We start from the raw sequence: 24,033 nt of genomic DNA, 5'->3' as shown, positions 1-24,033 counted from the left end.
CCGCGCATGACACGCCAGGAACCCGCACGCTATATCGATCCGCGCACCGGTCGGTATTACGACCTTTCGGAACGCCGTTGGCGCTCCGACGACGGCAATCCGATGATGGTGACGCCGCTGCCGGGCATCACGCGCGACGACATCGATGCGCGCGAGCGCTCGGTGTGGCGCTATCGCGCGGCGCTGCCGGTCGTGATCGACAAGCCCGCGAGCATGGGCGAGGGCTGCACGCCGCTGGTACAGAAGCGCTGGGGCGCATTCGAGCCCCACTTCAAGCTCGAATGGTTCAACCCGACCTGCAGCTTCAAGGACCGTGGCGCGTCCGTGATGATTTCGTTCCTGCGCCAACTGGGCATCGACGCGGTGCTGGAAGACAGTTCCGGCAATGGCGGTGCGGCCATTGCTGCCGCGGGCGCGGCGGCGGGCATCAAGGTGAAGGTGCTCGCGCCCAGCTACACGCCGGCGCCGAAGGTGGCGCAAATCCGTGCCTTCGGCGCCGAGGTGCAACTGGTGCCGGGACCGCGCGAGGAGTCCGAATACGAAGCGGTGCGCCAATCCGAATCGATCTTCTACGCGAGCCACAACTGGCATCCGTTCTTCCTGCAGGGCACGAAGACGCTGGCTTATGAATTGTGGGAAGACCTGGGCTTCGTCGCGCCCGACAACGTGGTGATTCCGGCCGGCGCGGGCAGCAATGTGCTCGGGTGCTGGATCGGCTTCAAGGAGCTGCTGGCCGCGGGGCAGATCGCGAAGCTGCCGCGGATCTTCGTGGCGCAGCCGCTGAATTGCTCACCGGTGGATGCGAGCTTTGTCGCGGGTGTGGACACGCTGGTCGAACGCATCGTGAAGCCGACGATCGCTGAAGGCACGGCGATCAAGCGGCCCGTGCGCCTGCAGGAAATTCTTCAGGCGCTGCGGGAGACGAACGGCAAGACGGTGGCGCTGACCGAAGAGCAGATCGCGGCGGCGGTGCGCCGGTTGGCTTCGACGGGGCTGTATGCCGAGCCGACGTCCGCGACGGCGGCTGCGGCCATCGATGTGCTGGCGGAGCGGGGTGAGATCCAAGCCAGCGAAACGACGGTCGTGCTTCTGACCGGCACCGGCTTGAAGTCGACGCAGTTCATGACCGAGCTCTTCGGCGGCGCTGCCGCCTGATCTTCGGCGGCGCTGCCGCCTGAATTACCAGGGCCAGGCGAGGCGTGTGCCTGTGCCCGTGGCGGCCGCGCGTTCGTGAAGCAGGCGCGCGACCGTCAGATCCTGGAGCGCGAGGCCGGTCATGTCGAAGACGGTGATGTCGCCTGGGGCGCGCTCGAATGAAGTCTTGCCGCTCAGCAAATCGCCCAGTTCTGTGCTCGGCGTATCGGGCGCCCATTGGGTTTCGCCGATCTGCTGCGCCTGGGTGCGGTCGTCGACGAAAAGGCGCACGCGCGGCAACAGGCCTTCAGGGAGTTCGCGCTTGCCTCGCGTGTCCGCGCCGACGCAGTTCAGGTGCGTGCCGGGCTGAACCGCGTCCAGGTCGAACAGTGCGCCGCCGCCCGGTGTCGCTGTGATCACGATGTCGCTCTCTGCGACTGCGGCGTTGCGGTCGGCGGCGGGCGCGATGCTGCAGCGGGCTGTGAAGTTGTCTTCGAACGCGGTGTTGCGCTGTCCATTGGCGCTTACATAGCGCACCTCGCGCAGGGAGGGCAGCAGACGCAGCGCGAAGTCGAGTTGGATGCGCGCCTGCACGCCGGTGCCGAAGATGCAAAGCCGCGTGCTGTCGGGCCGCGCGAGTTGCTGCAGGCCGAGCCCGCCCGCCGCGCCGGTGCGCACGGTCGTGATCGCGTTGCCGTCGATCACGCAGAGCGGCCGGCCCGTGGCGGGGTCGATCAAAAGGATCGTCGCCTGGTGCGGCTCGCCCCCGCGCTGCCGGTTGGCGGGCCAGAAGCCGGCGGCCTTGAAGCCGAGCAGGCCCTGCGTCTGTACGTCGCCCGACTTGATGCCGAAAACGCCGCCCGTGGCGAGCGGTTCGCGCACGACCGGGAAGACGCGGCCTTCGCGGTCGCTGTGGAGCACGAAGGCCTCGCGCACGGCCTGGAGCACGTCGTCGGGAGAGAGGAGGGCATTGACCTGGTGCTTGTCGAGCAGCAGGAGGAGTGCGTCGGCGGGCGACGTCAAGGGTGTCATCTGGAAATATTATCTACTTTCAGACGAAAAATCAATTCAAAGCGCCGGCCGGTCGATCAGCGGCCCGTGTGCACCTTGATGCGGATCGTCGCCACATCCCAACCCCTGTTCTTGAGCCGCGTGACAAGCATCGGCGCGAGCTGGCGCAGCTTGGCGGCCGCGGCGCTGCCTTTGACCAGCAGGCACCACACGTCGCCCTCGGCAGGGCCGGCCTGCACGGCGCCGCGCATGGCGGGTGGAATCAGTCCTTCCACGGCTTTCAGGCGCTCGGCGCTGTCGCGCGCGCGCGCCATCAGGCCGCCCAGCGTGGGCGAGCCTTCTGCAGCCTGGTGCAGGCTGATGGCGGGGGCGAGGCGGCGATACATGAGTAATCCTGAGGACAGAAACAAGACAGCTAAAATGCCCGGTTTGCCGGCGTTCGCGCCGGGAAAAAGGCTGCTCGAGGCCGAACTTGATTTCGAAACGAGCGCGCCCAACTGCTTTCACCATATCTTAGGGAATCCGGTCGCAGTGCCTGTCGTGTCAGGCGCCCGCCCATCTCCACCCAATGGCAACCAACTTCCTGACCCAGATCTTCGGCAGCCGCAACGACCGGCTCCTCAAGCAGTATCGCAAGACGGTGGAACGCATCAATGCGCTCGAACCCGAGTTCGAGAAGCTCAGTGACGACGCGCTGCGCGCGAAGACGCAGGAGTTCAAGGACCGCGCGGCCAAGGGCGAATCGCTCGACGCCCTGCTGCCGGAAGCCTTTGCCACGGTGCGCGAAGGCTCCAAGCGCATCATGAAGATGCGCCACTTCGACGTCCAGCTGCTCGGCGGCATGGCGCTGCACAACGGCAAGATCTCCGAAATGCGAACCGGCGAAGGCAAGACGCTGACCGCCACGCTGCCGGTGTACCTGAATGCGCTGTCCGGCAAGGGCGTGCACGTGGTCACGGTGAACGACTACCTCGCCAGCCGCGACGCCAAGTGGATGGGCCGGCTCTACAACTTCCTGGGCCTCACGGTGGGCATCAACCTGCCGCAGATGCCGCGGGAAGAAAAGCAGGAAGCCTACGGCAGCGACATCACGTACGGCACGAACAACGAGTACGGCTTCGACTACCTGCGCGACAACATGGTGTACGAGCCGGGCGACCGGGTCCAGCGCGAGCTGAATTACGCGATCGTCGACGAGGTGGACTCGATCCTGATCGACGAAGCCCGCACGCCGCTCATCATCAGCGGCCAGGCCGAAGACCACACCGACCTCTATCTGGCCATCAACAAGGTGGTGCCGCTGCTCAAGAAGCAGGAAGGCGAAGCCGACCCGCGCACGGGCGAAGGCGTCACGGTGCCCGGCGACTTCACGGTCGACGAGAAGACGCACCAGGTCTTCCTGACCGAAGACGGCCATGAAAACGCCGAGCGCATCCTGGGCGAGTTGAAGCTGATTCCCGAAGGCGCGTCGCTTTACGACCCGGCCAACATCACGCTGATGCATCACCTGAATGCGGCGCTGCGTGCTCGTCACCTCTACCACCGCGACCAGCACTACGTGGTGCAGCAGGGCGAAGTGACCATCGTCGACGAATTCACCGGCCGCCTCATGACGGGCCGCCGCTGGAGCGACGGCCTGCACCAGGCGGTGGAAGCCAAGGAAGGCGTCGAGATCCAGGCCGAGAACCAGACGATGGCCTCGATCACCTTCCAGAACTACTTCCGCCTGTACGGCAAGCTGGCCGGCATGACCGGCACGGCCGACACCGAGGCCTACGAGTTCCAGGAAATCTACGGTCTCGAGACGGTCATCATTCCGCCCAACCGCATCAGCAAGCGCGAAGACCAGCTCGACCGCGTCTACAAGACGACGCGCGAGAAGTACGAGGCAGCGATCCAGGACATCCGCGAGTGCTACGAGCGCGGCCAGCCGGTGCTGGTGGGCACCTCGTCCATCGAGAACTCCGAAATCATCGACGGCCTGCTCACGCAGGCGGGCTTGCCGCACCAGGTCCTGAACGCCAAGCAGCATGCGCGCGAAGCGGACATCGTGGCGCAGGCCGGTCGCACGAAGATGATCACCATCGCGACCAACATGGCTGGCCGCGGTACCGACATCGTGCTGGGCGGCAACATCGAGAAGATGATCGAGGCCATCGAGAACGACGAAGGCCGCGACGAAGCGACCAAGCAGGCCGACATCGCGCACGTGCGTGCCGAGTGGACCAAGGACCATGAATTCGTCAAGTCGCTCGGCGGCCTGCGCATCATTGCCACCGAGCGCCACGAGTCGCGCCGCATCGACAACCAGCTGCGCGGCCGTTCGGGCCGTCAGGGCGACCCCGGTTCTTCGCGCTTCTACCTGAGCCTGGACGATCCGCTGATGCGCATCTTCGCGGGCGACCGCGTGAAGGCGATCATGGATCGCCTGAAGATGCCCGATGGCGAAGCCATCGAAGCGGGCATCGTCACCCGCAGCATCGAGAGCGCGCAGCGCAAGGTCGAGGCGCGCAACTTCGATATCCGCAAGCAATTGCTCGAGTACGACGACGTGTCGAACGACCAGCGCAAGGTGATCTACCAGCAGCGCAACGACATCCTCGATGCCACCGACCTCACGGCGCAGATCGCCGCGCTGCGCGAAGGCTGCTTCATGGACGTGGTGCGGCAGTACGTGCCGGCCGAATCGGTCGAGGAGCAGTGGGACCTGGAAGGCCTCGAGAAGGCGCTCTTCAACGAGTGGGGCCTGGACATGCCGATCAAGAAGGAGGTCGAGGCCTCCGACGCGATCTCCGACGAAGACGTGCTCGAGAAGGTGGTCAAGGCCGCCAACGAAGCCTTCGACGCCAAGGTGGCGCTGATCGGCCAGGAAAACTTCACCCAGTTCGAGCGCATGGTGCTGCTGCAGAGCATCGACACCCACTGGCGCGAACACCTGGCCTCGCTCGACTACCTGCGCCAGGGCATTCACCTGCGCGGCTATGCGCAAAAGCAGCCCAAGCAGGAATACAAGCGCGAAGCCTTCGAGCTCTTCGGCCAGTTGCTCGATTCGGTGAAGAACGAAGTCACGCGCCAACTCATGACGGTGCGCGTGCAGTCGGGCGAGCAGCTCGAGGAAGCCGCCGAAGCCATGGAAAGCCGTGGCGAGAACGTGGCCAACATCACCTACTCCGCGCCGACCGAGACCGGTGAGGTCGAGGTGCGCGTCGACGAGGACAACCAGCGCCGCCTCGCGGCCATCGGTGCGGGCGCCCTGAGCGCCGAAGCCGCCGCCTTCGCGCGCGTCGGCCGCAACGACCCGTGCCCTTGCGGCAGCGGAAAAAAATACAAGCAGTGCCACGGCAAGCTGAGCTGACGTCCCGAACCTTTCATTGAGAGAACCCCCATGCCCGTGAACCTGTCCGCCCCTGATCCCGCCGCCTTGTTCGCGGTGCCTGGCGTCCGCATCGGCGTGGCCGAAGCGGGCGTGCGAAAGGCCAATCGCAAGGACCTGACGGTCGTGCTGATCGACGAGGGCTCGGCGGTCGGTGGGGTGTTCACCCAGAACCGCTTTTGCGCGGCGCCGGTGCAGGTCTGCCGCGATCACCTGGCTGCCAACTACGGCATCCGCGCGATGGTGATCAACACCGGCAACGCCAACGCAGGCACGGGCGAAGACGGCCTGATGCGCACGCGTTCCACCTGCATCGCGCTCGCGCGCAAGCTGGAGATCGCGCCCGAGCAGATCCTGCCGTTCTCGACGGGCGTGATCATGGAGCCGCTGCCGGTGGACCGCATCGAAGCGGGCCTGCCCGCAGCGCTCGCCGACGCTTCGGAAAACCATTGGGCACGTGCCGCCGAAGGCATCATGACCACCGACACGATCCCCAAGGCGTTCAGCCAGAAGGTCCAGATCGGCGGCGCCACCGTCACCATCACCGGCATCAGCAAGGGCGCCGGCATGATCCGCCCGAACATGGCGACCATGCTCGGCTTCATGGCGACCGACGCGAAGATCGATCCGTCGCTGATCCAGCCGCTGGCCAAGCTGCTGGCCGATGGCTCGTTCAACCGCGTGACCATCGACGGCGACACCTCGACCAACGATTCGTTCGTCGTCATTGCCACGCAGAAGGCGGCGCACGCGACCATCACCTCGCTCGAATCCGCTGACGGCCAAGCGCTCGTGGCAGCCATGCAGAACGTGGCGCGCCTGCTGGCGCAGGCCATCGTGCGCGACGGCGAAGGCGCGACCAAGTTCATCACCATCCAGGTCGAAGGCGGCCGTGACGCTGCCGAGTGCAAGCAGGTGGCCTACGCGATCGCGCATTCGCCGCTGGTGAAGACCGCCTTCTACGCCAGCGACCCGAACCTGGGCCGCATCCTGGCAGCAGTCGGCTATGCGGGCATCGCCGACCTCGACCAGACCGGCATCGACCTGTTCCTGGACGACGTGCACGTGGCGGTCAAGGGCGGGCGCAACCCCTCGTACCGCGAGGAAGACGGCCAGCGCGTGATGAAGCAGAGCGAGATCACGGTGCGCGTCGGCCTCGGCCGCGGCAACGCCAGCGAAACGGTCTGGACCTGCGATTTCAGCCACGAATACGTGACCATCAACGCCGATTACCGGTCATGAACGAGCAGTTCCAGAAGCTGATCGAGCGCGCCGAGCAGCTCATTACCCGCATCGAATCGATCCTGCCGCAGCCGCTGGCGGCACCGGCGGACTGGAACGCCTCCATTGCCTGGCGCTACCGCCGCCGCAACTCCGGCCACGGCGTGCTGGAGCCGGTGAAGCACGTGGCTGCGATGGCGCTCGATTCGCTCAAGGAAATCGACGTCCAGAAGGAAAAGATCGAGCGCAACACGCGCCAGTTCGTCGAGGGCAAGCCGGCCAACAACGTGCTGCTGACCGGCGCGCGCGGTACGGGCAAGTCGTCGCTGATTCGCGCCTGCCTGCAGGCCTATGCGCCACAGGGGCTGCGCCTCATCGAGGTCGACAAGGCCGAACTGGTCGACCTGCCCGACATCGTCGAGGTGGTCTCGCAGCGGCCCGAGAAGTTCATCGTGTTCAGCGACGACCTGAGCTTCGACGAGGGCGAGCCGGGCTACAAGGCGCTGAAGTCGATCCTGGACGGATCGATTGCGGCATCCACGCCCAATGTGCTGATCTACGCGACCAGCAACCGGCGCCACCTGCTGCCCGAGTACATGAAGGACAACCTCAGCTACACCCACACCGAGGACGGCGAAGTCCACCCGGGCGAGGTGATCGAGGAGAAGATTTCTCTGTCCGAGCGCTTCGGCCTCTGGGTGAGCTTCTATCCCTTCAGCCAGAACGAATACCTGACGATCGTGGGGCAGTGGCTCTCGTCGTTCGGCGTGGACAAGGCCGCCATCGAGGCGGCGCGGCCCGAAGCGCTGGTCTGGGCGCTCGAGCGCGGTTCGCGCAGCGGCCGCGTGGCTTATCAGTTCGCCCGCGACTACGCGGGCCGGGGGGCCGCGTGAGCGCAGGGGAACAGAACGGCGCGCGCAAGCACACCGAGGTCGCGGTCGGCGTGCTGATCCGCCTGAGTGACGATGCCTTGCTGCTCTCGACCCGCCCCGAAGGCAAGGCCTACGCGGGCTACTGGGAGTTTCCGGGCGGCAAGATCGAAGCCGGGGAAACCGTCGAAGAGGCGCTGCGCCGCGAGCTGCAGGAAGAGCTCGGCATCACCATCGAAGGCGCTTCGGTCTGGAAGGTCACGGAGCACGACTATCCGCATGCGCTGGTGCGCCTGCACTGGTGCAAGGTGACCGCCTGGACCGGCGAGTTCGAGATGCGCGAAGGCCAGGCGATGGCGTGGCAGCAACTGCCGCTCGATGTGGCGCCGGTGCTGCCGGGTGCGCTGCCGGTGCTCGAATGGCTGGTGCAGGAGCGTGGCCTGCCCGCTTCGGCGGCGTTGGCCGTTTCGACGCTGGCCTGATGCGCGCGACCGGTCGGCACGACGGCCGCGCGTTGCCCGAGGCCTGACCCCGAAGATGCATCCCAAGTACCGCCCCGACATCGACGGCCTGCGCGCCGTCGCCGTCGCGTCGGTGCTGGCGTTCCACGCGTTTCCCGATGCGCTGCCCGGCGGCTTCATCGGGGTCGACATCTTCTTCGTGATCTCGGGCTTCCTGATCACGACGATCCTCATGCAGAGCCACGCGGCGAGCGACTTCAGCTACCGCGACTTCTATGCGCGGCGCATCCGGCGGATTTTTCCGGCGCTGATGCTGGTGCTGGCGGCCACGCTGGCCTTCGGCTGGTATGCGCTCTTGCCACGGGAGTTTGCCGAGCTCGGCAAGCAGGCGGCGGGCGGTGCCGCCTTCGTGGCCAACTTCATCTTCTGGGGCGAGTCGGGGTACTTCGATACGGCGGCCGAGACCAAGCCATTGCTGCATCTCTGGTCACTGGGCATCGAGGAGCAGTTCTATATTTTCTGGCCGCTGCTGCTGGGCGTGGCGTGGCGTCGGCGCTGGCCGATGGTGCGGCTGCTGTGGGTGATCGCAGTGGCGTCGTTCCTGGTCAACGTGACGACGATCCATCCATTCCGCGAGGCGGCGTTCTACTCGCCGCTGTCGCGCTTCTGGGAGCTGATGGTGGGCGGCATCCTGGCGTGCATGCGCCTGAAGCCTGTCGCGCCGAACGTGTGGCGCAGCCATCTGCAGTCGGTGCTCGGCGTAGGCCTGATCGCGCTGGGGCTCGTGCTGACGCGCAGCGACAAGGCCTTCCCGGGCTGGTGGGCGCTGCTGCCGACGCTGGGGGCCGTGAGCTGCATCGCGGCAGGTCCGACCGGGCTGCTGAACAGGTACCTGCTCTCGAACCGGGTGATGGTGTGGATCGGCCTCATCAGCTATCCGCTCTACCTGTGGCACTGGCCGTTGCTGGTGTACGCGCGGATCGTGGAGGAGGGCCATCCGTCGGCGTGGGTGCGTGCGGGCGCGGTGGTCGCGAGCGTCTTGCTGGCGTGGGCCACCTATCGCTTTCTCGAGCGTTTCACCCGTGCGCGCACGGGCGTCGGCATGCTGCGCGTGCTGGCGGGTTCCGGCGTGGCGGTGGCGCTGGTCGGCGTGCTGGCGTTGGGCGGCATGCCGCCGCGCAACGGCAGCGACCTGCTGCGCAAGGTGACCGATGCCACGGTGGACGACAACTACTACGACGGCTTCAAGCAGGAAAAGCTGGGCGCGCACAAGGTCGAGCGCACCGGCAACGGCGCGCGCAAGGTGCTGCTGATCGGCGACAGCCACGTGCAGCAGTACGCGCCCCGCGCCTTGGAACTCGCACGCAGCGCGCCCGGGCAGATGGCCACGGCGTACTTCGCGACCTACGGCGCCTGCCCGCCTGTGCCGGGCGTGCTGTCCGATGGCAACGAAGGCTGCGACAAGGCGCGCACCGGCATGCTCGAACTGGCGCTCGATCCGCAGATCGACGCGGTCGTGGTCGGCGCTTGCTGGAACTGCTACTTCACCGGGAATTTCCCGCTGGCTTTCTACTTCCAGGACGGCGCCTCGGCCTATCCGATCAACAACGGTGGCCCGGGGCTCGGGCGTTCGCTCGACGCGCTCGAGAAGCTGCTGACCACGCTGGTCCAGAGCAAGAAGAGGGTTTATCTGCTGCTGGACAACGCGCGCAGCGTGGAGTTCGAGCCGCGACGCCTGATCGAAGGCAGCCGCATGGGGCAGATGACGGCGCTGACCAGCACCACCACCGGCCCCTTGCCGCTCGAGCAGGCGCAACTCAACGGGCAGTTGAAGCGCATTGCCGCATCGAGCGGCGCGGAGGCCATCGACGTGCTGGCGCAGCTTTGCAAGTCGGGCGAGTGCGTGCGGTCCATGCCGGACGGCACGCCGGTCTACAAGGACCGCGAGCACCTGCGGCCCTTCTACGTGCGGGAGCACGCGGGCTATCTGGACAAGGTGTTTCTTGGGGACGGCGGCCGCTGAAGCGGCGGCGCTCTGCCTACTTACTGGAGCTTGGGGTCGCCGAACGGATCGTCGTCGGGCGGTGCTTCGGCGGGCATCCGGAATTCCTCGCTGGCCCAGGCACCGAGATCGACGCCCTTGCAGCGCGCGCTGCAGAACGGCCGGTAGGCATTCGAGGGTGCGTAGACGCTGTCGCCGCCGCACGAGGGGCAGCGGACGATCCGCTCGCCTTTGTCGTTCACCTTCCCGGTCATGCGCAAAGCGTCAGTTCGAAGGGCGCGTCTTCGGTGCTCTGGTGCAACCGGTCGTCGGCCTCGTGCCGCATGAGCCGGACCGACACCATGAGTCGGTTGCCGCTGATTTCGGGGACCAGGCCCAGCCGGGGATCGATGCGCAGGCGCAGCAACTGAAAGCTGCGCCCCTGCGGCAGGTTCTGCTGGAACTGCCCGTGTGTGGCGATGACCTTGTAGGGCACATCCGCGTCGCGCAGCAGCTTGAGCAAGAGGTAGATGGAGGAGGCCAGCGGCGAGAGCGTGTTCGACCAGCGCTCCAGGTCCGCGCGGCGGCTGGCCGGCGTGCGGTGCTGCCAGGCGTAGTAGGCGGGGAGGTCGAACTCGCAGGTGCCGCCCGGAATGCCGGCACGGCTGCGGATGCTCATGAGCCACTCGTTCTCCGTCAGCGACTGGCCGGCCTTGCCAGTGACGCCGTTGAGGGCGGCGAAGTTGCCTTCGAGCTGGCCGACCACCTGGTCGAGCACGGTTTCAGCGATGGCCGGATTGCCCCGGTAGCTGTTGAAGACGTTCTTGTGCTTGTCGAGATCACGCAGCACATCGGCTTTGAGATCGGCGCGCGCCGCCACGTCCATGATCTCGAAGATCGTGACCAGGGCGTAGTGATGGGACAGCGGCGATTCCGAGGGCACCAGTTCCCCGAGGCGACGGAACAGGTGTTCCAGCCTCAGGTAGGTGCGGATGCGCTCGTTGAAGGGGTACTCGTAAAGGATCACGCGTGTTTGCCGGTTTCCTGTCGCGGGATCATAACTTCAGGGTGATTTGGAAGGGGGCGTCGGAAGCACCTCGCGCACGGCGGCCAGCATGCGGTCGCCGAGCAGGAGCTGTCCGTGCATCGACATGTGAGTGTCGTTCGAGAAATAGAAATCGCGAACCTGAGAGTGTTTCTCACGTGTAAAAGCGAAGAGGTCAGGTCCCGTCAGCTTCGATTCACGGAAGGCCGTTTCGAAATCCTTCGAGTAGTCGGGCTTCAGGTACACGGTGGTCTTGTTGGGAATCACCATCCAAATGATCGGGATGGCCGTGTGCGCCGCTGTGAAGTTCTTCATCCACTCCAAGTGCGCGAGGGTCAGCGGACCGTTGTCCTCGTCCTCGGCGAAGAAGGGCATCTTGTCGCATGCGTGGTGCGAGAAATACTTGCAGCCGTTGGGCACCGGGCGCACCCAGGTGTTCCAGTCGAAGTAGGTGTCGGTTGCAGACTTTTTCGCTTTCCACGTGTTGTAGTACGTGGTGATGCCGGTCATGAACTGCACGTTCCAGTTGGGCGCGGGGTCGGGCACAGTCTCGTCCGGCTTGACGAGCGGATGCAGCATCGCGTCGTAGGGCATGCGCATCTTCTGGCACTTCGCGCTGTCTTTGGTGCGGTCGCCCAGCAGGCGCTCGACGCTCTCGATGATGATCAGCTTGCCCTTGAAGCCCGAGCGCTGGATCCATTGGTCGAAGTCGCCGCACAGCGCGTTTTCGTACTGGCCCCAGTAGCTGGTCGAGACGCGGTAGCCGGCCGCAACCAGTTTGGACTGCCAGCGGAAGGTCATGGAGAAGCTGTCGCCGATGACCATGATGTCGGCCTGATCGACTGGCGTGCCCTTGAGCAGCGCGGGGGTCGACCTTCGGTGGGGGGGCGGTCCAGCCGAATTCACGTTCGGACAGGCGGCCGATCCGCGTCAGGTCGCCGTAGGGAATGGGGCTGGTCAGCGAAACGATCCACAGACCCATCAGCACGATGTAGCCGATGAAGAAGAACCGCAGCCAGACTTTCGCGGGCATCGTCATGTCGAATCAGAATTGGAAGTAGAGGAACGGGCTGTAGTTGCCCAGCTTCGAGACGCACCAGGCGAACAGCGCGAAGGTGCCGATGGCCAGGACCGCGGTGCAGAGCCACGCCATGACCGGGCGGCCTGCCACGGCCTTCGGATGCGGAATCCAGCGCTCCAGCGTGATTGTGGGCGGCAGCGCCAGGCAGATGACGATGCCCACCAGCAGCGTCTGGAAGAACTCGGGCTTGCGGAACGGCACCGGACCCAACTCGCTGAACGCCGACGGCGGCGCACCGTGCAGGCCGAGCATGCCCTTGTAGATGGCCATGGCCGTGTGCATGCCGTCGGCGCGGAAGACGATCCAGGCCACCACCACGCACAGGAAGGTCAGGAACCAGCCGAGCACGCGGGCGATGCGGCCGGGCGTCGCGTTGCGCCGCACCTTGGCGTTCCAGAGGTGGTTGATCATGAGGAAGATGCCGTGCAGGGCGCCCCAGATCACGAAGGTCCACGCGGCACCGTGCCAGAGGCCGCCCAGGAGCATCGTGAGGAACAGGTTCAGGTAGCGCCGCGCCGGGCCCTTGCGGTTGCCGCCGAGCGGCACGTAGAGGTAGTCGCGCAGGAACGTCGACAGCGAGATGTGCCAGCGGCGCCAGAACTCGATGATGTTGGTCGATTTGTAGGGCGAGCGGAAGTTGAGCGGGAGCTGCACGCCCAGGCACAGCGACAGGCCCACCGCCATGTCCGAATAGCCCGAGAAGTCGAAATAGATCTGCAGCGTGTAGGCCAGCGCACCGAACCACGCGGTGTAGAGCGTGGGCTCGATGCCCTTGTGCACGCCGTTGAACATCATGTCGGCGTACTGGCCCAGCGGGTCGGCGATCAGGAGCTTCTTGGCGAGGCCGAAGACGAAGATCGCGATGCCGATCGCCACTTTGTTCGGGTCGAGCCGGTAGGTGGCGCTGTTCGCGAACTGCGGCATCATCTGCGCGTGATGCAGCACCGGGCCCGCGATCAGGTGCGGGAAGTAGGTCACGAACAGCAGGTAGTGCACGAAGCTGCGCTCGTGCACCTTGCCCTGCCAGCAGTCGACCAGGAAGGCGATCTGCGTGAAGGTATAGAACGAGATGCCGATCGGCAGCACGATGTGCACCAGCTCGATCGGCGTGAGGCCCGCCGCGACCAGCCCGGCGTCGACGTTTTCCAGGAAGAAATTGGCGTACTTGAAGACGGCCAGAACGCCCAGGTTGACCACCAGTGCTGCAATCAGCAGCGTCTTGCGCTTGCGGTCGTCGCGGCCCGGCGCGGGCGACAGGTGCAGGCCGAACCAGTAGTTGACGCAGATCGAGGCCAAGAGCAGCGGCAGGGCCTGCACGCTCCACCAGCCGTAGAAGAAGAGCGAAGCCAGTGCGAGGAAGCCGGCTGCGGCGCGGGCGTTGCGCTTGCCGATCAGAAAGAACCCGATCAGGACCAGCGGGAAAAAGACAAAAATGAAGGGATACGAGTTGAAAAGCATCTCGGGGAGGGCACTGCGGCGAGCGCCTTTTTGTCGTAATCGTTATGCAGCCGCGGCGGCGGCAGGTCTCGGATTATCGCGTGGTGGCCGCAGCCCACTGCTTCCAGAGACCCTGCACTTCGGTTTCGAGTTCCGCGAGCGTCAATGACTCGTTGAAGATGACCGCGTCCGCGGCAGCCCGGCGCAAACGGCGCGGGGCCTGCTGGGCGATCACCGCATCGACCGCTTCGGGCGTCCAGCCCGAGCGCGCGACGACGCGCAGGCGCTGGGTGGCTTCGGTGGCGTCGACGACCAGCACCCGGTCCACGATCGCGCGCCAGCGGCCGGATTCGACGAGCAGCGGTACATCGAACACCACCACGGCGTTTTCGCCCGCGGCTGCGGCTTGGCGCTGGGTTTCGGTGCCGATCAGTGGGTGCAGGATGGACTCGAGGCGGCGCTTGGCGTCCGCATCGGCGAACACGATCTGGCGCATGGCGGCCCTATCAAGGCCCCCGTCCGCGGCAATGACGCTGCGGCCGAATGCGGCCTCCAGAGCTGGCATTGCGATGCCGCCAGCTTGCGCGATGCTGCGCGCGATCGCGTCGGTGTCGACCAGCACGGCGCCTTGAGCGACCAGCAGCCCGGCCACAGTGCTCTTGCCGCTGCCGATGCCGCCCGTCAGGCCTATTCGCCGAACCATGCCCGGCCTCTCAATGGAGGAGCGCGCCGAGCGGGAACGCGAAGGGGACCCATTGCCTCACGAGTTCGGGACCGATCACCAGGCAGACGAGGCCCGCACCGGCCAGGAAGGGCCCGAAGGCGATCGGGATGTCCTTGTGCGCCAGCTTGCCGACGAAACGCAGAGTGAGACCGATCACCGCGCCCACCAGCGAAGAGACAAGGATGATGGCGATGAGGTAGTCGGCCCCGAGCCAGACACCCAATGCCGCAAGCAGTTTGAAGTCCCCATAACCCATGCCTTCCTTGCCCGTGACGAGGCGGTAGGCATGGTACACAAGCCAGAGGCTCAGGTAACCGAACACGGCGCCCCACACGGCCGAGCTCAGGGGCACGCCGGTCCAGCCCATGGCTGCGCCGATGAGGCCGAGCCAGAGCAGGGTGTAGTTCAGCGAATCGGGCAGGAACTGGGTGTCGAAGTCGATCAGGAACTGGCAGATCAACAGCGCGGCGAACGCCGCCCACAGCGCGCCGGTCGGCGTAATGCCGAAGCGCCAGCCACACAGGGCGAAGAGGGCACCGGTGACCAGCTCGACCAATGGATAGCGCGGGCTGATCGAGGTCTTGCACGATGCACAGCGGCCGCGAAGGAACAAGTAGCTCAGGACCGGGATGTTCTGGTACCAGCGGATCTTGTGGCCGCAGGCGCCGCAGCGCGAGGCGGGGCGGGTGAGGTCGAACGGCGGAAGCTTCTCGATGGCAACGGCGGCCTTGTCTGCTGCCGCCTCGAGTCCCTCGGGCGGTGTGGCCTTCGGGCCGAAGACCAGCGACCAGAGCGAGGGCACATCCTTCGACGTCATCAGGTTGGCCACGGCATCGGACAGCCACTCGCGATACATCATGACCGGCGTTCGGTAGATCACGACATTCAGGAAGCTGCCGATCAATAGCCCCAGGACGCCGGCCAGGACGGCGTCGAACCCTTGCGAAACCGGCATCAGACGACTTGGCCGAGCTTGAAGATGGGCAGGTACATCGAGACCACGATGCCGCCGATGATGGTGCCGAGGAACACGATGATGATGGGTTCCATCAGGCTGGAGAGGCCGGCGACCATGTCGTCCACTTCGGATTCGTAGAAGTCCGCAGCCTTGCCCAGCATGTGGTCGATGGAGCCGGACTCCTCGCCGATCGCGGTCATCTGGATCACCATCGAGGGGAAAAGATTGACGTTGGTCATGGCCGCGGTGAGGCTGGTGCCGGTCGAGACTTCCTGCTGGATCTTGGCCGTTGCATCGCCGTAGACGGAGTTGCCGGAAGCGCCTCCCACCGAATCCAGGGCTTCGACCAAGGGCACGCCGGCAGCAAACATCGTGGCAAGCGTTCGCGTCCAACGTGCGATGCAGGATTTTTCAATCAGCGTGCCAAAAATCGGAATGCGCAGAACCAGGCGGTCCATGAATTTCTGCATGCGCTCGTTGCGTTTCCACGCCTGCATGAAAAAGTAGAGCCCGCCGCCAATGCCCCCGAAGATCAGCCACCAGTAAGACACGAAAAATTCGCTCATGGCCATCACGAACAGCGTTGGCGCCGGCAGATCAGCGCCGAACGAAGTGAATACCTGCTTGAAGGCTGGAATCACGAAGATCATGATGATCGCGACCACCACGAACGCGACGACGACAACGGAAGTCGGATACATCAATGCCGACTTGATCTTGGACTTGATCGCTTCGGTCTTTTCCATGTAAGTGGCAAGACGGTCCAGCAGATCCTCCAGGATGCCGGCCGCCTCGCCTGCTTCCACCAGATTGCAGTACAGGTTATCGAAATACTTCGGGAACTTGCGGAAGGCTGCCGAAAGCGATGTGCCGGTTTCCACATCGCTGCGGATGTCGTTGAGCAGCTTCGCAACGCTGGCATTCGCATTGCCGCGTCCAACGATGTCAAAGGATTGAAGCAACGGCACGCCAGCCTTCATCATCGTCGCCAATTGGCGCGTGAAGATCGCGATGTCCTTGGGCTTGATGGCCTTGCCTGAGCGCATGCGGCGCTTCTTGATCTTGCTGGCGAGCACCCCCTGGCGTCGCAACGCAGCCTGCACCTGGTTTTCGCCTGCGGCCCGAAGTTCGCCGCGCACCAGCTTGCCGTTGCGGTCCTTGCCTTCCCACTCGAAGACAAATTCCTTGTGCGTGACCTGGGAGGAGCGGGAGGATGCCACTGTTGCCATTCGATCTCCGGTATTCAGTGTTCGTTATTCATTGGTGCAGGCCACCACTTCTTCGAGTGAAGTGAGACCCTGCTTGACTTTTGCGAGGCCCGACTGGCGCAGCGAACGCACGCCCTCGGCTTCGGATTGCTGCGCGATGTCGAGCGCGCTGCCATCGCGCAGGATGATTTCCTGGATGGCCTCAGTGATCGGCATGACCTGATAGATGCCGACCCGGCCCTTGTAGCCGCTGCTGCACGCAGAGCAACCGACTGGGCGGTAGGGCTTCCAGGTGCCGTCCAGGTCCGCTTCCTTGAAGCCGGCATCGAGCAGCGCTTCACGCGGAATGTCTATAGGCACGCGGCACACGGTGCACAGCCGCCGTGCCAATCGCTGCGCAGTGATGAGGATCACGCTCGATGCGATATTGAACGGCGCGATGCCCATGTTGCGCATGCGCGTGAGCGTGGTCGGCGCATCGTTGGTGTGCAGTGTCGAGAGCACCAGGTGACCAGTCTGCGCGGCCTTGATCGAGATGTCGGCTGTTTCCAGGTCGCGGATTTCGCCGACCATGATGATGTCCGGATCCTGGCGCAGGAAGGCGCGTAGCGCTGCGGCGAAGGTCAGCCCGGCCCGTTCGTTGACGTTGACCTGGTTGACGCCCGGCAGGTTGATTTCGGATGGGTCTTCAGCGGTTGCGATGTTGACGCCCGGCTGGTTCAGCAGATTCAGGCAGGTATAGAGCGACACCGTTTTGCCCGAGCCCGTGGGACCGGTCACGAGCACCATGCCGTAGGGACGGCCGATCGCATAAAGGAGCCGTTCCTTCTCGACGGCGTCGTAACCCAGCGCATCGATGCCCATCCGCGCGCTGCTCGGGTCAAGAATACGAACCACGATCTTCTCGCCGAACAACGTGGGCAACGTGCTCACGCGAAAGTCGATCACGCGGTCCGGACCGATCTTGAGCTTCATGCGACCGTCTTGCGGCACGCGCTTTTCGGAGATGTCGAGCCGGGAAATAACCTTGATGCGGGACGCCAGCTTGTCCTTGATGACCGTGGGTGGGCTGGCAATTTCGCGCAGCTCGCCGTCGACCCGAAAGCGCACGCGGTAGTGATGCTCGTAAGGCTCGAAGTGAATGTCCGAAGCCCGCATGCTGACAGCGTCGAGCAGCATCTTGTGCAGAAAGCGCACGACCGGCGCATCTTCGACTTCGGCGACAGCCTGCTCGCTGACATCGCCCGATGTATCCGCACTGACGTCATCGAATTCGAATTCGCTGCCGACGATGCTGTTGATGCTCTCCGCCGCAGTTGCCGCGGCGGCTTCGATCATTCGCGAGAGCTTGTCGTATTCCGCGATGACCCAGTCGACCCCCATCTGGGAGGCGAACTTGATCTTTTCGGCCGCCTGCTGGTCCGACGGGTCGGCCGTCGCAACGATGAGGCGGTTATTGCGTTTGCTGAGGACGACGATGCGGTATGCGAGGCACAGCTTCGGATCGAGCAGGTCCTTGGGCAGGCGCTGGTGATCGATCGCATCGAGATCGAGCAGCGGGGCGCCGAATGCGGTGGAAAGCGTGTGGGCGAGGTCCGCAGCCGAGACGGCGCCGGTGCCGGTCAACTCGGCGATGAAACTCGTGCGGCCGCTCAGGGACTTTTGATAAATGTCCTCTGCGATCTTTGCGGGCAGCTTGCCTGCCGAAACGAGAGCGCGCGCCAAGCCCGGGAGGGCGATTTGCGAGAGTTCTTTAACTGGAAGTTCGGCAGCGGCCATTCAGCGAATGCAAAAGATGTGAGAAAGTGCTTCACGATCATCGCTCATCGCTCCTGTGCTGTAAATCGCTACACAGCAACAGGCATGGCCATTTATTTGTGCCAGCCAAAGGCTGGTCGGGGTGAGAGGATTCGAACCTCCGGCCTCTACGTCCCGAACGTAGCGCTCTACCAGGCTAAGCTACACCCCGATTGGTTGCAAGAAAAAAACTCGTCCTAGATGCCAACTCTTGTGAGGTGTTTCAGGCACGTCGCTCAAGCAACTGAGCCGCTAATTGTAGCAAACCGGAGGCATGCGAATTGGACGGAAAGTCGCGCAAAGCATCGATTGCGCGTTTTGCCTCGGCTGCTGCTGCTGCACGGGACGCATCCAGCGCGCCAGTTTCTCGAACTATCTCTACCACCTTGCCCAGCTGAGCTGTGTCGCCGGCCTCGATGGCGGCGCGCACCAACCCGCTTTGCGCCGGAGTACCGCGCTGCATGGCAAAAATGAGCGGAAGCGTTGTCTTGCCCTCGCGCAGATCGTCGCCGACGTTCTTCCCAGTTTCATGGGCGTCCCCTGCGTAATCAAGAACATCGTCGATCACTTGGAACGCAGTGCCCAGCGCCTGTCCATAAGTGGCGCAGGCTTCCTCGACTTCCGGTGCCGCACCGGCCAGCACGGCGGCGAGCCGGGTGCTGGCTTCGAAAAGCTTGGCGGTCTTTGATCGAATCACGCGCAAGTAGGCTGTTTCGTCCAGCGATGCGTCATGCATGTTCATCAACTGAAGTACCTCGCCCTCGGCGATCACGTTGGTTGCTTCGGCCAGGATTTCCATGACGCGAATGTTGTTTGCGTCCAACATCATCTGAAACGCGCGCGAGTACAGAAAATCGCCGACCAGAACACTGGCCGGATTGCCGAACGATTCGTTGGCGGTTGCACGGCCACGCCGCAGCGTCGATTCATCGACCACATCGTCGTGCAGCAATGTGGCGGTGTGAATGAACTCCACAACGGCTGCGAGATTAAAGCGCTGCTCGCCCGTATAACCCAGTGCGCCCGACATCAGGAGCAGCAGCGCAGGCCGGAGGCGCTTACCGCCGGCAGAGATGATGTATTGGGAGACTTGGCTGACCAGCGGCACGCCCGTATCGAGGCGACGCGCGATCACGCGGTCGACTTCGACCATGTCGCCGGCAATCAGGTCCAGCACGGTGGCGGTGGGGGAGGTGTCGGCGGCGGGGACTGGCAAAGCGGAGGCGCGGGGCGCTGCTGAAGGGGAGGGCGGCCCAGGGGCCGGAAGGCGCAAATTATAGGGAGGGTCGTCTGCTTGCCTGTGCTCGGCGGAGGCGATGGGTGTTAGCGGGCACAAACCGCGCTATAATCTTGGGCTCTGCGGAATTCGCCGCGGAGACTCATTTCTAAGAGGTTATACATGTACGCGGTCATAAAAACCGGTGGCAAGCAGTATCGCGTTGCTTCCGGCGAAAAAATTAAAGTAGAACAGATTGCTGCGGACGTAGGCCAGGAAATCGTGATCGACCAGGTTCTGGCCGTCGGAAACGGCGCTGAAATCAAGGTTGGCACGCCCCTGGTGTCCGGCGCAACGGTGACAGTCACGGTACTGTCGCACGGCAAGCACGACAAGGTCGGCATCTTCAAGATGCGCCGTCGCAAGCACTATCAGAAACGTCAAGGCCATCGCCAGCAGTTCACCGAACTGCAAATCGGCGCGATCGCCGGCTAAGGAGCACATTCCATGGCACAGAAAAAAGGCGGCGGCTCAACGCGAAACGGGCGCGATTCCAAGCCCAAGATGCTCGGCGTGAAGGCGTTCGGCGGCGAACTGATCAGCGCAGGCTCGATCATCGTGCGCCAGCGCGGCACCCAGTTCCACCCCGGCGTGAACGTCGGCGTGGGCAAGGACCACACGCTCTTCGCCCTGGTCGACGGCCACGTGTCGTTCGGTCACAAGGGTGCGCTCAACAAGCACATGGTCAACGTGACTCCCGCGGCGTAAGCCTCGCGTCACTTCGATCAGCCCGAGGCCCCGCTTTGCCGGGGCTTCTTCATTTGTAAACTGGACATCCCATGAAGTTCGTCGACGAAGCCTTCATCGACATCGCTGCCGGCGATGGCGGCAACGGCTGCGTGTCGTTCCGTCATGAGAAGTACAAGGAATTCGGCGGCCCCAACGGCGGCGACGGCGGCCGCGGCGGCCACGTGTTCGCGGTGGCCGACTCGAACCTCAATACCCTGGTCGATTTCCGCTATTCGCGCCGGCACGAAGCCAAGCGCGGCGAGCACGGCATGGGCTCCGACATGTTCGGCGCTGCGGGCGACGACATCACACTCAAGGTGCCGGTCGGCACGATCATCAGCGACGCCGAAACGGGCGAAGTGCTGTATGAGCTCCTGACCGAAGGCGAGGTCATCACCATCGCCAAGGGCGGCGACGGCGGCTTCGGCAACATGCGCTTCAAGAGCGCCATCAACCGTGCGCCGCGCCAGAAGACGCCCGGCTGGCCTGGTGAAAAGAAGAGCCTGAAGCTCGAACTGAAGGTGCTTGCCGACGTCGGCTTGCTCGGCATGCCGAATGCGGGCAAGTCGACGCTGATCAGCGCCATCTCGAATGCGCGGCCCCGCATCGCGGACTATCCCTTCACCACGCTGCATCCGAATCTCGGCGTTGTGCGCGTTGGTCCGGAGCAAAGCTTCGTGGTGGCCGACTTGCCCGGCTTGATCGAAGGCGCATCAGAGGGGGCCGGCCTCGGCCACCTCTTCCTGCGCCATCTTCAACGCACGCGGCTGCTGCTGCATGTGGTCGACATGGCACCGTTCGACGACGCCGTCGATCCGGTCGCCCAGGCCAAGGCCATCGTGGGCGAACTGAAAAAGTACGACGCGGCGCTGTACGACAAGCCGCGCTGGCTGGTGCTGAACAAGCTCGACATGGTGCCCGGCGACGAGCGCGCGGCGCTGGTCAAGGACTTCGTCAAGCGCCTGCGCTTCAAGGGCCCTGTGTTCGAAATCTCCGCGCTCACGCGCGAGGGCTGCGAGCATCTGGTGCAGGCCGTCTATCAGCAGGTCAAGGCCCAGCAGGTGGCGGAACAGGAGCCGGTCGAGATCGATCCGCGCTTTGTCCCGCTGCCGCCCGATCCGGCCTGAGTGCGGCATGGCATCGAAATCGATGCCCTTCCATAGATAGCAAAATCAGCAGCAGCATTCACGACCGCGACACGCTCAATGACCTCGAATTCCGGATCCACTGCCTTGCGGGATGCCCGCCGTATCGTCGTCAAGGTGGGCTCCAGCCTCGTGACCAACGAGGGGCGCGGTCTCGACGAGGCGGCCATCGGTGAGTGGTGCCGGCAGCTCGCGCAACTGGTGCGCGACGGGCGAGAGGTCGTGATGGTGTCCAGCGGTGCCATCGCCGAAGGCATGAAGCGCCTCGGCTGGCGCACCCGGCCACACGAAATCCACGAACTCCAGGCCGCTGCGGCCGTCGGCCAGATGGGCCTGGCCCAGATGTACGAAACCAAGCTGCGCGAAAACGAAATCGGCAGCGCCCAGGTCCTGCTGACCCATGCCGACCTGGCCGATCGCGAGCGCTACCTCAATGCGCGCTCGACGCTCGTCACGCTGCTGCGCTTGGGCGTGGTGCCGGTCATCAATGAAAACGACACCGTCGTCAACGACGAGATCAAGTTCGGCGACAACGACACGCTGGGCGCGCTTGTGGCCAATCTGGTCGAGGCCGATGCACTGATCATCCTGACGGACCAGAAGGGCCTCTATACGGCCGATCCGCGCAAGGACCCGGACGCGAAGTTCGTGCACGAAGCGGCAGCCGGCGATCCGGCGCTCGAGGCCATGGCCGGCGGCGCGGGCTCCAGCATCGGCCGCGGCGGGATGATCACCAAAATCTTGGCCGCCAAGCGAGCTGCCGGCTCGGGCGCGTCGACGGTGATCGCCTGGGGTCGCGAGGCCGATGCGCTGCTGCGCCTGACGCGCGGCGAATCCATCGGCACGCTGCTGGTGGCGCAGACGGCCAAGCACCAGGCGCGCAAGCGCTGGATGGCGGATCACCTGCAACTGCGTGGCGCTGTCGTTGTCGATGCGGGCGCCGCCGCCAAGGTGCGCGCCGAAGGCAAGAGCCTGCTGCCCATCGGCATGACTGGCGTGTCGGGCGAGTTTTCGCGCGGCGACGTGATCGCAGTGCGCGATGCAGAGGGCGTCGAACTGGCCCGGGGGCTGGCCAACTATTCGAGCGTCGAGGCGCGGCTGTTGTGCCGCAAGCCGTCTGCCGAATTCGAGCGCCTGCTGGGCTACGTCGCTGAACCGGAGATGGTCCACCGTGACAACATGGTGCTGATGCCTAGCTGATCGGCAAAAGAAAACGGGGCCCATGGCCCCGTTCGTTTATCTCGGAATTGCTTTGCTGCTTATTGCACTTCGCGAATCGGATTGCGGATGTTCTGCACCATTTCCCCGACCGAACTGCGCGGCGCATTGCCGCGGCAGATGCCTTGCCTGGACAGTGCCATCGTGTAGCGCGAGTTCAGGTCGTTGATGCGCTTCCACTCCTGCTTCGTCACTTCCTGCCATACGCCGCTGTTGTAGCGCGCGTAGCTCTTCATCTCGGCGGTCGAGCAACGCACGCCTTCGTAGAAGGCATTGACGGCACCGCCGCTGCGGTTGCTGGCCACCACCACGTAGCGAACGATGCCGTCGGGCGTGATCGTGATGGTTCCCGGATCGATGCCGAACTTCAGGCTCATGTACGGAGGCATCTCGATCGGCAGCAGACGGCTTTCGCTGAAGGCCGGCGGCGGCGGGGCCACGGATTCTTCCCACTCCTTGTCCGTTTCCGACCGCTTTGGAGGAGGGGGCGAACCCGCCTGTGCCCAGTCGGGGTTGTCGGTGTCGTGCTTGCCAGAGGCGCAGCCGGCGAGGATGCCGAAGCACGCAAGCAGCAGGATGCGCTCAGCGTTGCGTCGGAAAGAAGGGCGCTTTGCCGTGCGTGTCGTTGGGAAGAGGAGGTTCATCGCTCGCAGAAGGAATGTCGGGATGCGGATCGAAACTGCCGCCGGGCGGCAGGTCCAGACCCGCGGGCGCTCCGGCGTCCAGCGAATGGCGCTCGAATTCTCGGGCGCGCACGTTGCTGCGCAGGAAGCGGTTGCGGAAGTCCTGCCGTGGCAGGTAGCGAGCAAGCTCGGTGAGCGCCATCTCGTAGACGCCGCGCTTGAACTCGACGACAACGTCGAGCGGCACCCAGTAGTCATGCCAGCGCCAAGCGTCGAATTCGGGATGGTCGGTTGCACGCAGGTTGAGATCCCAGTCGTGGCCGACGAGTTGCAGCAGATACCAGATTTGTTTCTGGCCCTTGTAGTGGCCCCGTGCGTCACGGCGGATGAACCGATCCGGCACCTCGTAGCGCAACCAGTCGCGGGTACGGGCCACGATGCGCACATGCTCCGGATGGAGCCCCACTTCCTCGTGCAGTTCCCGGAACATGGCTTGCTCGGGACTTTCGCCGCGGTCTATGCCGCCTTGCGGAAACTGCCAGGAATGCGTGCGTATGCGTTTGCCCCAGAAAACCTGGTTTCTCTGGTTGAGCAGGATGATGCCGACGTTGGGCCTGAAGCCGTCCCGGTCGAGCATAATCAAACCCCAATTTTTGAACTGAGTCGATTATGCATGCCGGGTTGCCCTCGGCAAGCGCGATGCCAGTCTCTCAGGGTCTCTCCGGGGGAGCAGTTCCCCACT

Annotated in this window: 23 protein-coding genes and 1 tRNA gene; 10 read left to right on the top strand and 14 right to left on the bottom strand. The window is 64.4% G+C overall.

Going from position 1 to position 24,033, the window contains the following annotated elements; translation table 11 throughout:
* The first annotated feature begins 6 nt into the window (after positions 1 to 6).
* Complete coding sequence (locus QF040_RS17865) at positions 7 to 1,155, top strand: threonine synthase (RefSeq protein ID WP_429612170.1); 1,149 nt, start codon at positions 7 to 9, stop codon at positions 1,153 to 1,155.
* A 24-nt stretch (positions 1,156 to 1,179) separates the two neighbouring features.
* Here the strand turns inward: QF040_RS17865 and QF040_RS17860 are convergent, their stop codons facing one another.
* Both QF040_RS17860 and QF040_RS17855 read right to left on the bottom strand, forming a co-directional pair.
* A complete protein-coding gene (locus QF040_RS17860; RefSeq protein WP_429612169.1) occupies positions 1,180 to 2,166 on the bottom strand; it encodes an ornithine cyclodeaminase family protein in 987 nt (328 codons plus the stop codon).
* 56 nt (positions 2,167 to 2,222) lie between these two features.
* Positions 2,223 to 2,531, bottom strand: a complete 309-nt coding sequence (locus tag QF040_RS17855; RefSeq protein ID WP_013543214.1) for a hypothetical protein — start codon at positions 2,529 to 2,531, stop codon at positions 2,223 to 2,225.
* 182 nt (positions 2,532 to 2,713) lie between these two features.
* On the opposite strand from QF040_RS17855, the gene secA reads away from it, so the two are divergent.
* Genes secA through QF040_RS17830 form a run of 5 tightly spaced genes read left to right on the top strand, consistent with a single transcriptional unit; the run spans position 2,714 to position 10,092 of the window.
* Entirely contained in the window at positions 2,714 to 5,500 is a 2,787-nt protein-coding gene (gene secA, locus QF040_RS17850) for a preprotein translocase subunit SecA (protein WP_429612168.1), read from the top strand.
* A gap of 30 nt (positions 5,501 to 5,530) precedes the next feature.
* Positions 5,531 to 6,760, top strand: a complete 1,230-nt coding sequence (gene argJ / locus QF040_RS17845) for a bifunctional glutamate N-acetyltransferase/amino-acid acetyltransferase ArgJ (RefSeq protein WP_307597816.1) — start codon at positions 5,531 to 5,533, stop codon at positions 6,758 to 6,760.
* Complete coding sequence (locus tag QF040_RS17840; RefSeq protein WP_429612167.1) at positions 6,757 to 7,632, top strand: ATP-binding protein; 876 nt, start codon at positions 6,757 to 6,759, stop codon at positions 7,630 to 7,632. The genes argJ and QF040_RS17840 overlap by 4 nt, the downstream gene beginning before the upstream one ends.
* Positions 7,629 to 8,090, top strand: coding sequence for a (deoxy)nucleoside triphosphate pyrophosphohydrolase (locus tag QF040_RS17835; RefSeq protein ID WP_429612166.1), 462 nt, complete (start codon positions 7,629 to 7,631; stop codon positions 8,088 to 8,090). The genes QF040_RS17840 and QF040_RS17835 overlap by 4 nt, the downstream gene beginning before the upstream one ends.
* Before the next feature lie 55 nt (positions 8,091 to 8,145).
* The gene (locus QF040_RS17830; RefSeq protein WP_429612165.1) at positions 8,146 to 10,092 is read left to right on the top strand and encodes an acyltransferase family protein; all 1,947 of its coding nucleotides are present in this window, start codon (positions 8,146 to 8,148) and stop codon (positions 10,090 to 10,092) included.
* A 20-nt stretch (positions 10,093 to 10,112) separates the two neighbouring features.
* On the opposite strand, the gene QF040_RS17825 is transcribed toward QF040_RS17830, so the two are convergent.
* From QF040_RS17825 to QF040_RS17780, 10 genes are all read right to left on the bottom strand, one after another.
* Positions 10,113 to 10,325 carry a DNA gyrase inhibitor YacG gene (locus QF040_RS17825; RefSeq protein WP_429612164.1) on the bottom strand — a complete coding sequence of 71 codons (213 nt, stop codon included), beginning with the start codon at positions 10,323 to 10,325 and terminating at the stop codon, positions 10,113 to 10,115.
* Positions 10,322 to 11,077, bottom strand: coding sequence for a cell division protein ZapD (gene zapD / locus QF040_RS17820; protein WP_306881716.1), 756 nt, complete (start codon positions 11,075 to 11,077; stop codon positions 10,322 to 10,324). Before zapD ends, QF040_RS17825 begins: the two co-directional genes overlap by 4 nt.
* Before the next feature lie 36 nt (positions 11,078 to 11,113).
* Positions 11,114 to 11,920 (bottom strand): hypothetical protein, encoded by an 807-nt coding sequence (locus tag QF040_RS17815; protein WP_429612163.1) that lies wholly within the window; start codon positions 11,918 to 11,920, stop codon positions 11,114 to 11,116.
* 220 nt (positions 11,921 to 12,140) lie between these two features.
* Positions 12,141 to 13,634 (bottom strand): MBOAT family O-acyltransferase, encoded by a 1,494-nt coding sequence (locus QF040_RS17810; protein ID WP_429612162.1) that lies wholly within the window; start codon positions 13,632 to 13,634, stop codon positions 12,141 to 12,143.
* Positions 13,635 to 13,707: 73 nt separating this feature from the next.
* Positions 13,708 to 14,316 (bottom strand): dephospho-CoA kinase, encoded by a 609-nt coding sequence (coaE, locus tag QF040_RS17805; RefSeq protein WP_429612161.1) that lies wholly within the window; start codon positions 14,314 to 14,316, stop codon positions 13,708 to 13,710.
* 10 nt (positions 14,317 to 14,326) lie between these two features.
* Positions 14,327 to 15,292 carry a prepilin peptidase gene (locus tag QF040_RS17800; RefSeq protein WP_307597831.1) on the bottom strand — a complete coding sequence of 322 codons (966 nt, stop codon included), beginning with the start codon at positions 15,290 to 15,292 and terminating at the stop codon, positions 14,327 to 14,329.
* Positions 15,292 to 16,524 (bottom strand): type II secretion system F family protein, encoded by a 1,233-nt coding sequence (locus QF040_RS17795; RefSeq protein WP_306881721.1) that lies wholly within the window; start codon positions 16,522 to 16,524, stop codon positions 15,292 to 15,294. Before QF040_RS17795 ends, QF040_RS17800 begins: the two co-directional genes overlap by 1 nt.
* Before the next feature lie 24 nt (positions 16,525 to 16,548).
* The gene (pilB, locus tag QF040_RS17790; protein WP_429612160.1) at positions 16,549 to 18,282 is read right to left on the bottom strand and encodes a type IV-A pilus assembly ATPase PilB; all 1,734 of its coding nucleotides are present in this window, start codon (positions 18,280 to 18,282) and stop codon (positions 16,549 to 16,551) included.
* Positions 18,283 to 18,395: 113 nt separating this feature from the next.
* Positions 18,396 to 18,472, bottom strand: a tRNA-Pro gene (locus QF040_RS17785).
* 51 nt (positions 18,473 to 18,523) lie between these two features.
* Positions 18,524 to 19,516 (bottom strand): polyprenyl synthetase family protein, encoded by a 993-nt coding sequence (locus tag QF040_RS17780; protein ID WP_429612159.1) that lies wholly within the window; start codon positions 19,514 to 19,516, stop codon positions 18,524 to 18,526.
* 183 nt (positions 19,517 to 19,699) lie between these two features.
* On the opposite strand from QF040_RS17780, the gene rplU reads away from it, so the two are divergent.
* The 4 genes from rplU to proB all read left to right on the top strand — a co-directional run bounded on the left by rplU (position 19,700) and on the right by proB (position 22,650).
* Positions 19,700 to 20,011, top strand: a complete 312-nt coding sequence (rplU, locus tag QF040_RS17775; RefSeq protein WP_042578903.1) for a 50S ribosomal protein L21 — start codon at positions 19,700 to 19,702, stop codon at positions 20,009 to 20,011.
* Between the two features lie 12 nt (positions 20,012 to 20,023).
* Positions 20,024 to 20,284 carry a 50S ribosomal protein L27 gene (gene rpmA, locus QF040_RS17770; protein ID WP_013543198.1) on the top strand — a complete coding sequence of 87 codons (261 nt, stop codon included), beginning with the start codon at positions 20,024 to 20,026 and terminating at the stop codon, positions 20,282 to 20,284.
* A 71-nt stretch (positions 20,285 to 20,355) separates the two neighbouring features.
* The gene (gene cgtA / locus QF040_RS17765; protein ID WP_429612158.1) at positions 20,356 to 21,432 is read left to right on the top strand and encodes an Obg family GTPase CgtA; all 1,077 of its coding nucleotides are present in this window, start codon (positions 20,356 to 20,358) and stop codon (positions 21,430 to 21,432) included.
* Positions 21,433 to 21,510: 78 nt separating this feature from the next.
* The gene (proB, locus tag QF040_RS17760; protein WP_307597835.1) at positions 21,511 to 22,650 is read left to right on the top strand and encodes a glutamate 5-kinase; all 1,140 of its coding nucleotides are present in this window, start codon (positions 21,511 to 21,513) and stop codon (positions 22,648 to 22,650) included.
* Positions 22,651 to 22,709: 59 nt separating this feature from the next.
* On the opposite strand, the gene QF040_RS17755 is transcribed toward proB, so the two are convergent.
* Positions 22,710 to 23,312: a CNP1-like family protein gene (locus QF040_RS17755; protein ID WP_429612157.1), complete on the bottom strand. Its 603-nt coding sequence runs from the start codon at positions 23,310 to 23,312 to the stop codon at positions 22,710 to 22,712.
* Positions 23,251 to 23,928, bottom strand: a complete 678-nt coding sequence (locus tag QF040_RS17750; protein WP_429614667.1) for an RNA pyrophosphohydrolase — start codon at positions 23,926 to 23,928, stop codon at positions 23,251 to 23,253. Before QF040_RS17750 ends, QF040_RS17755 begins: the two co-directional genes overlap by 62 nt.
* Between the last annotated feature and the right edge of the window lie 105 nt (positions 23,929 to 24,033).

The organism is Variovorax sp. W2I14, assembly GCF_050435205.1.
Lineage (GTDB): Bacteria > Pseudomonadota > Gammaproteobacteria > Burkholderiales > Burkholderiaceae_C > Variovorax > Variovorax paradoxus_C.
Note: the sequence above shows the minus strand (reverse complement) of the source record. Positions and strands in the feature narration are given on the sequence as shown.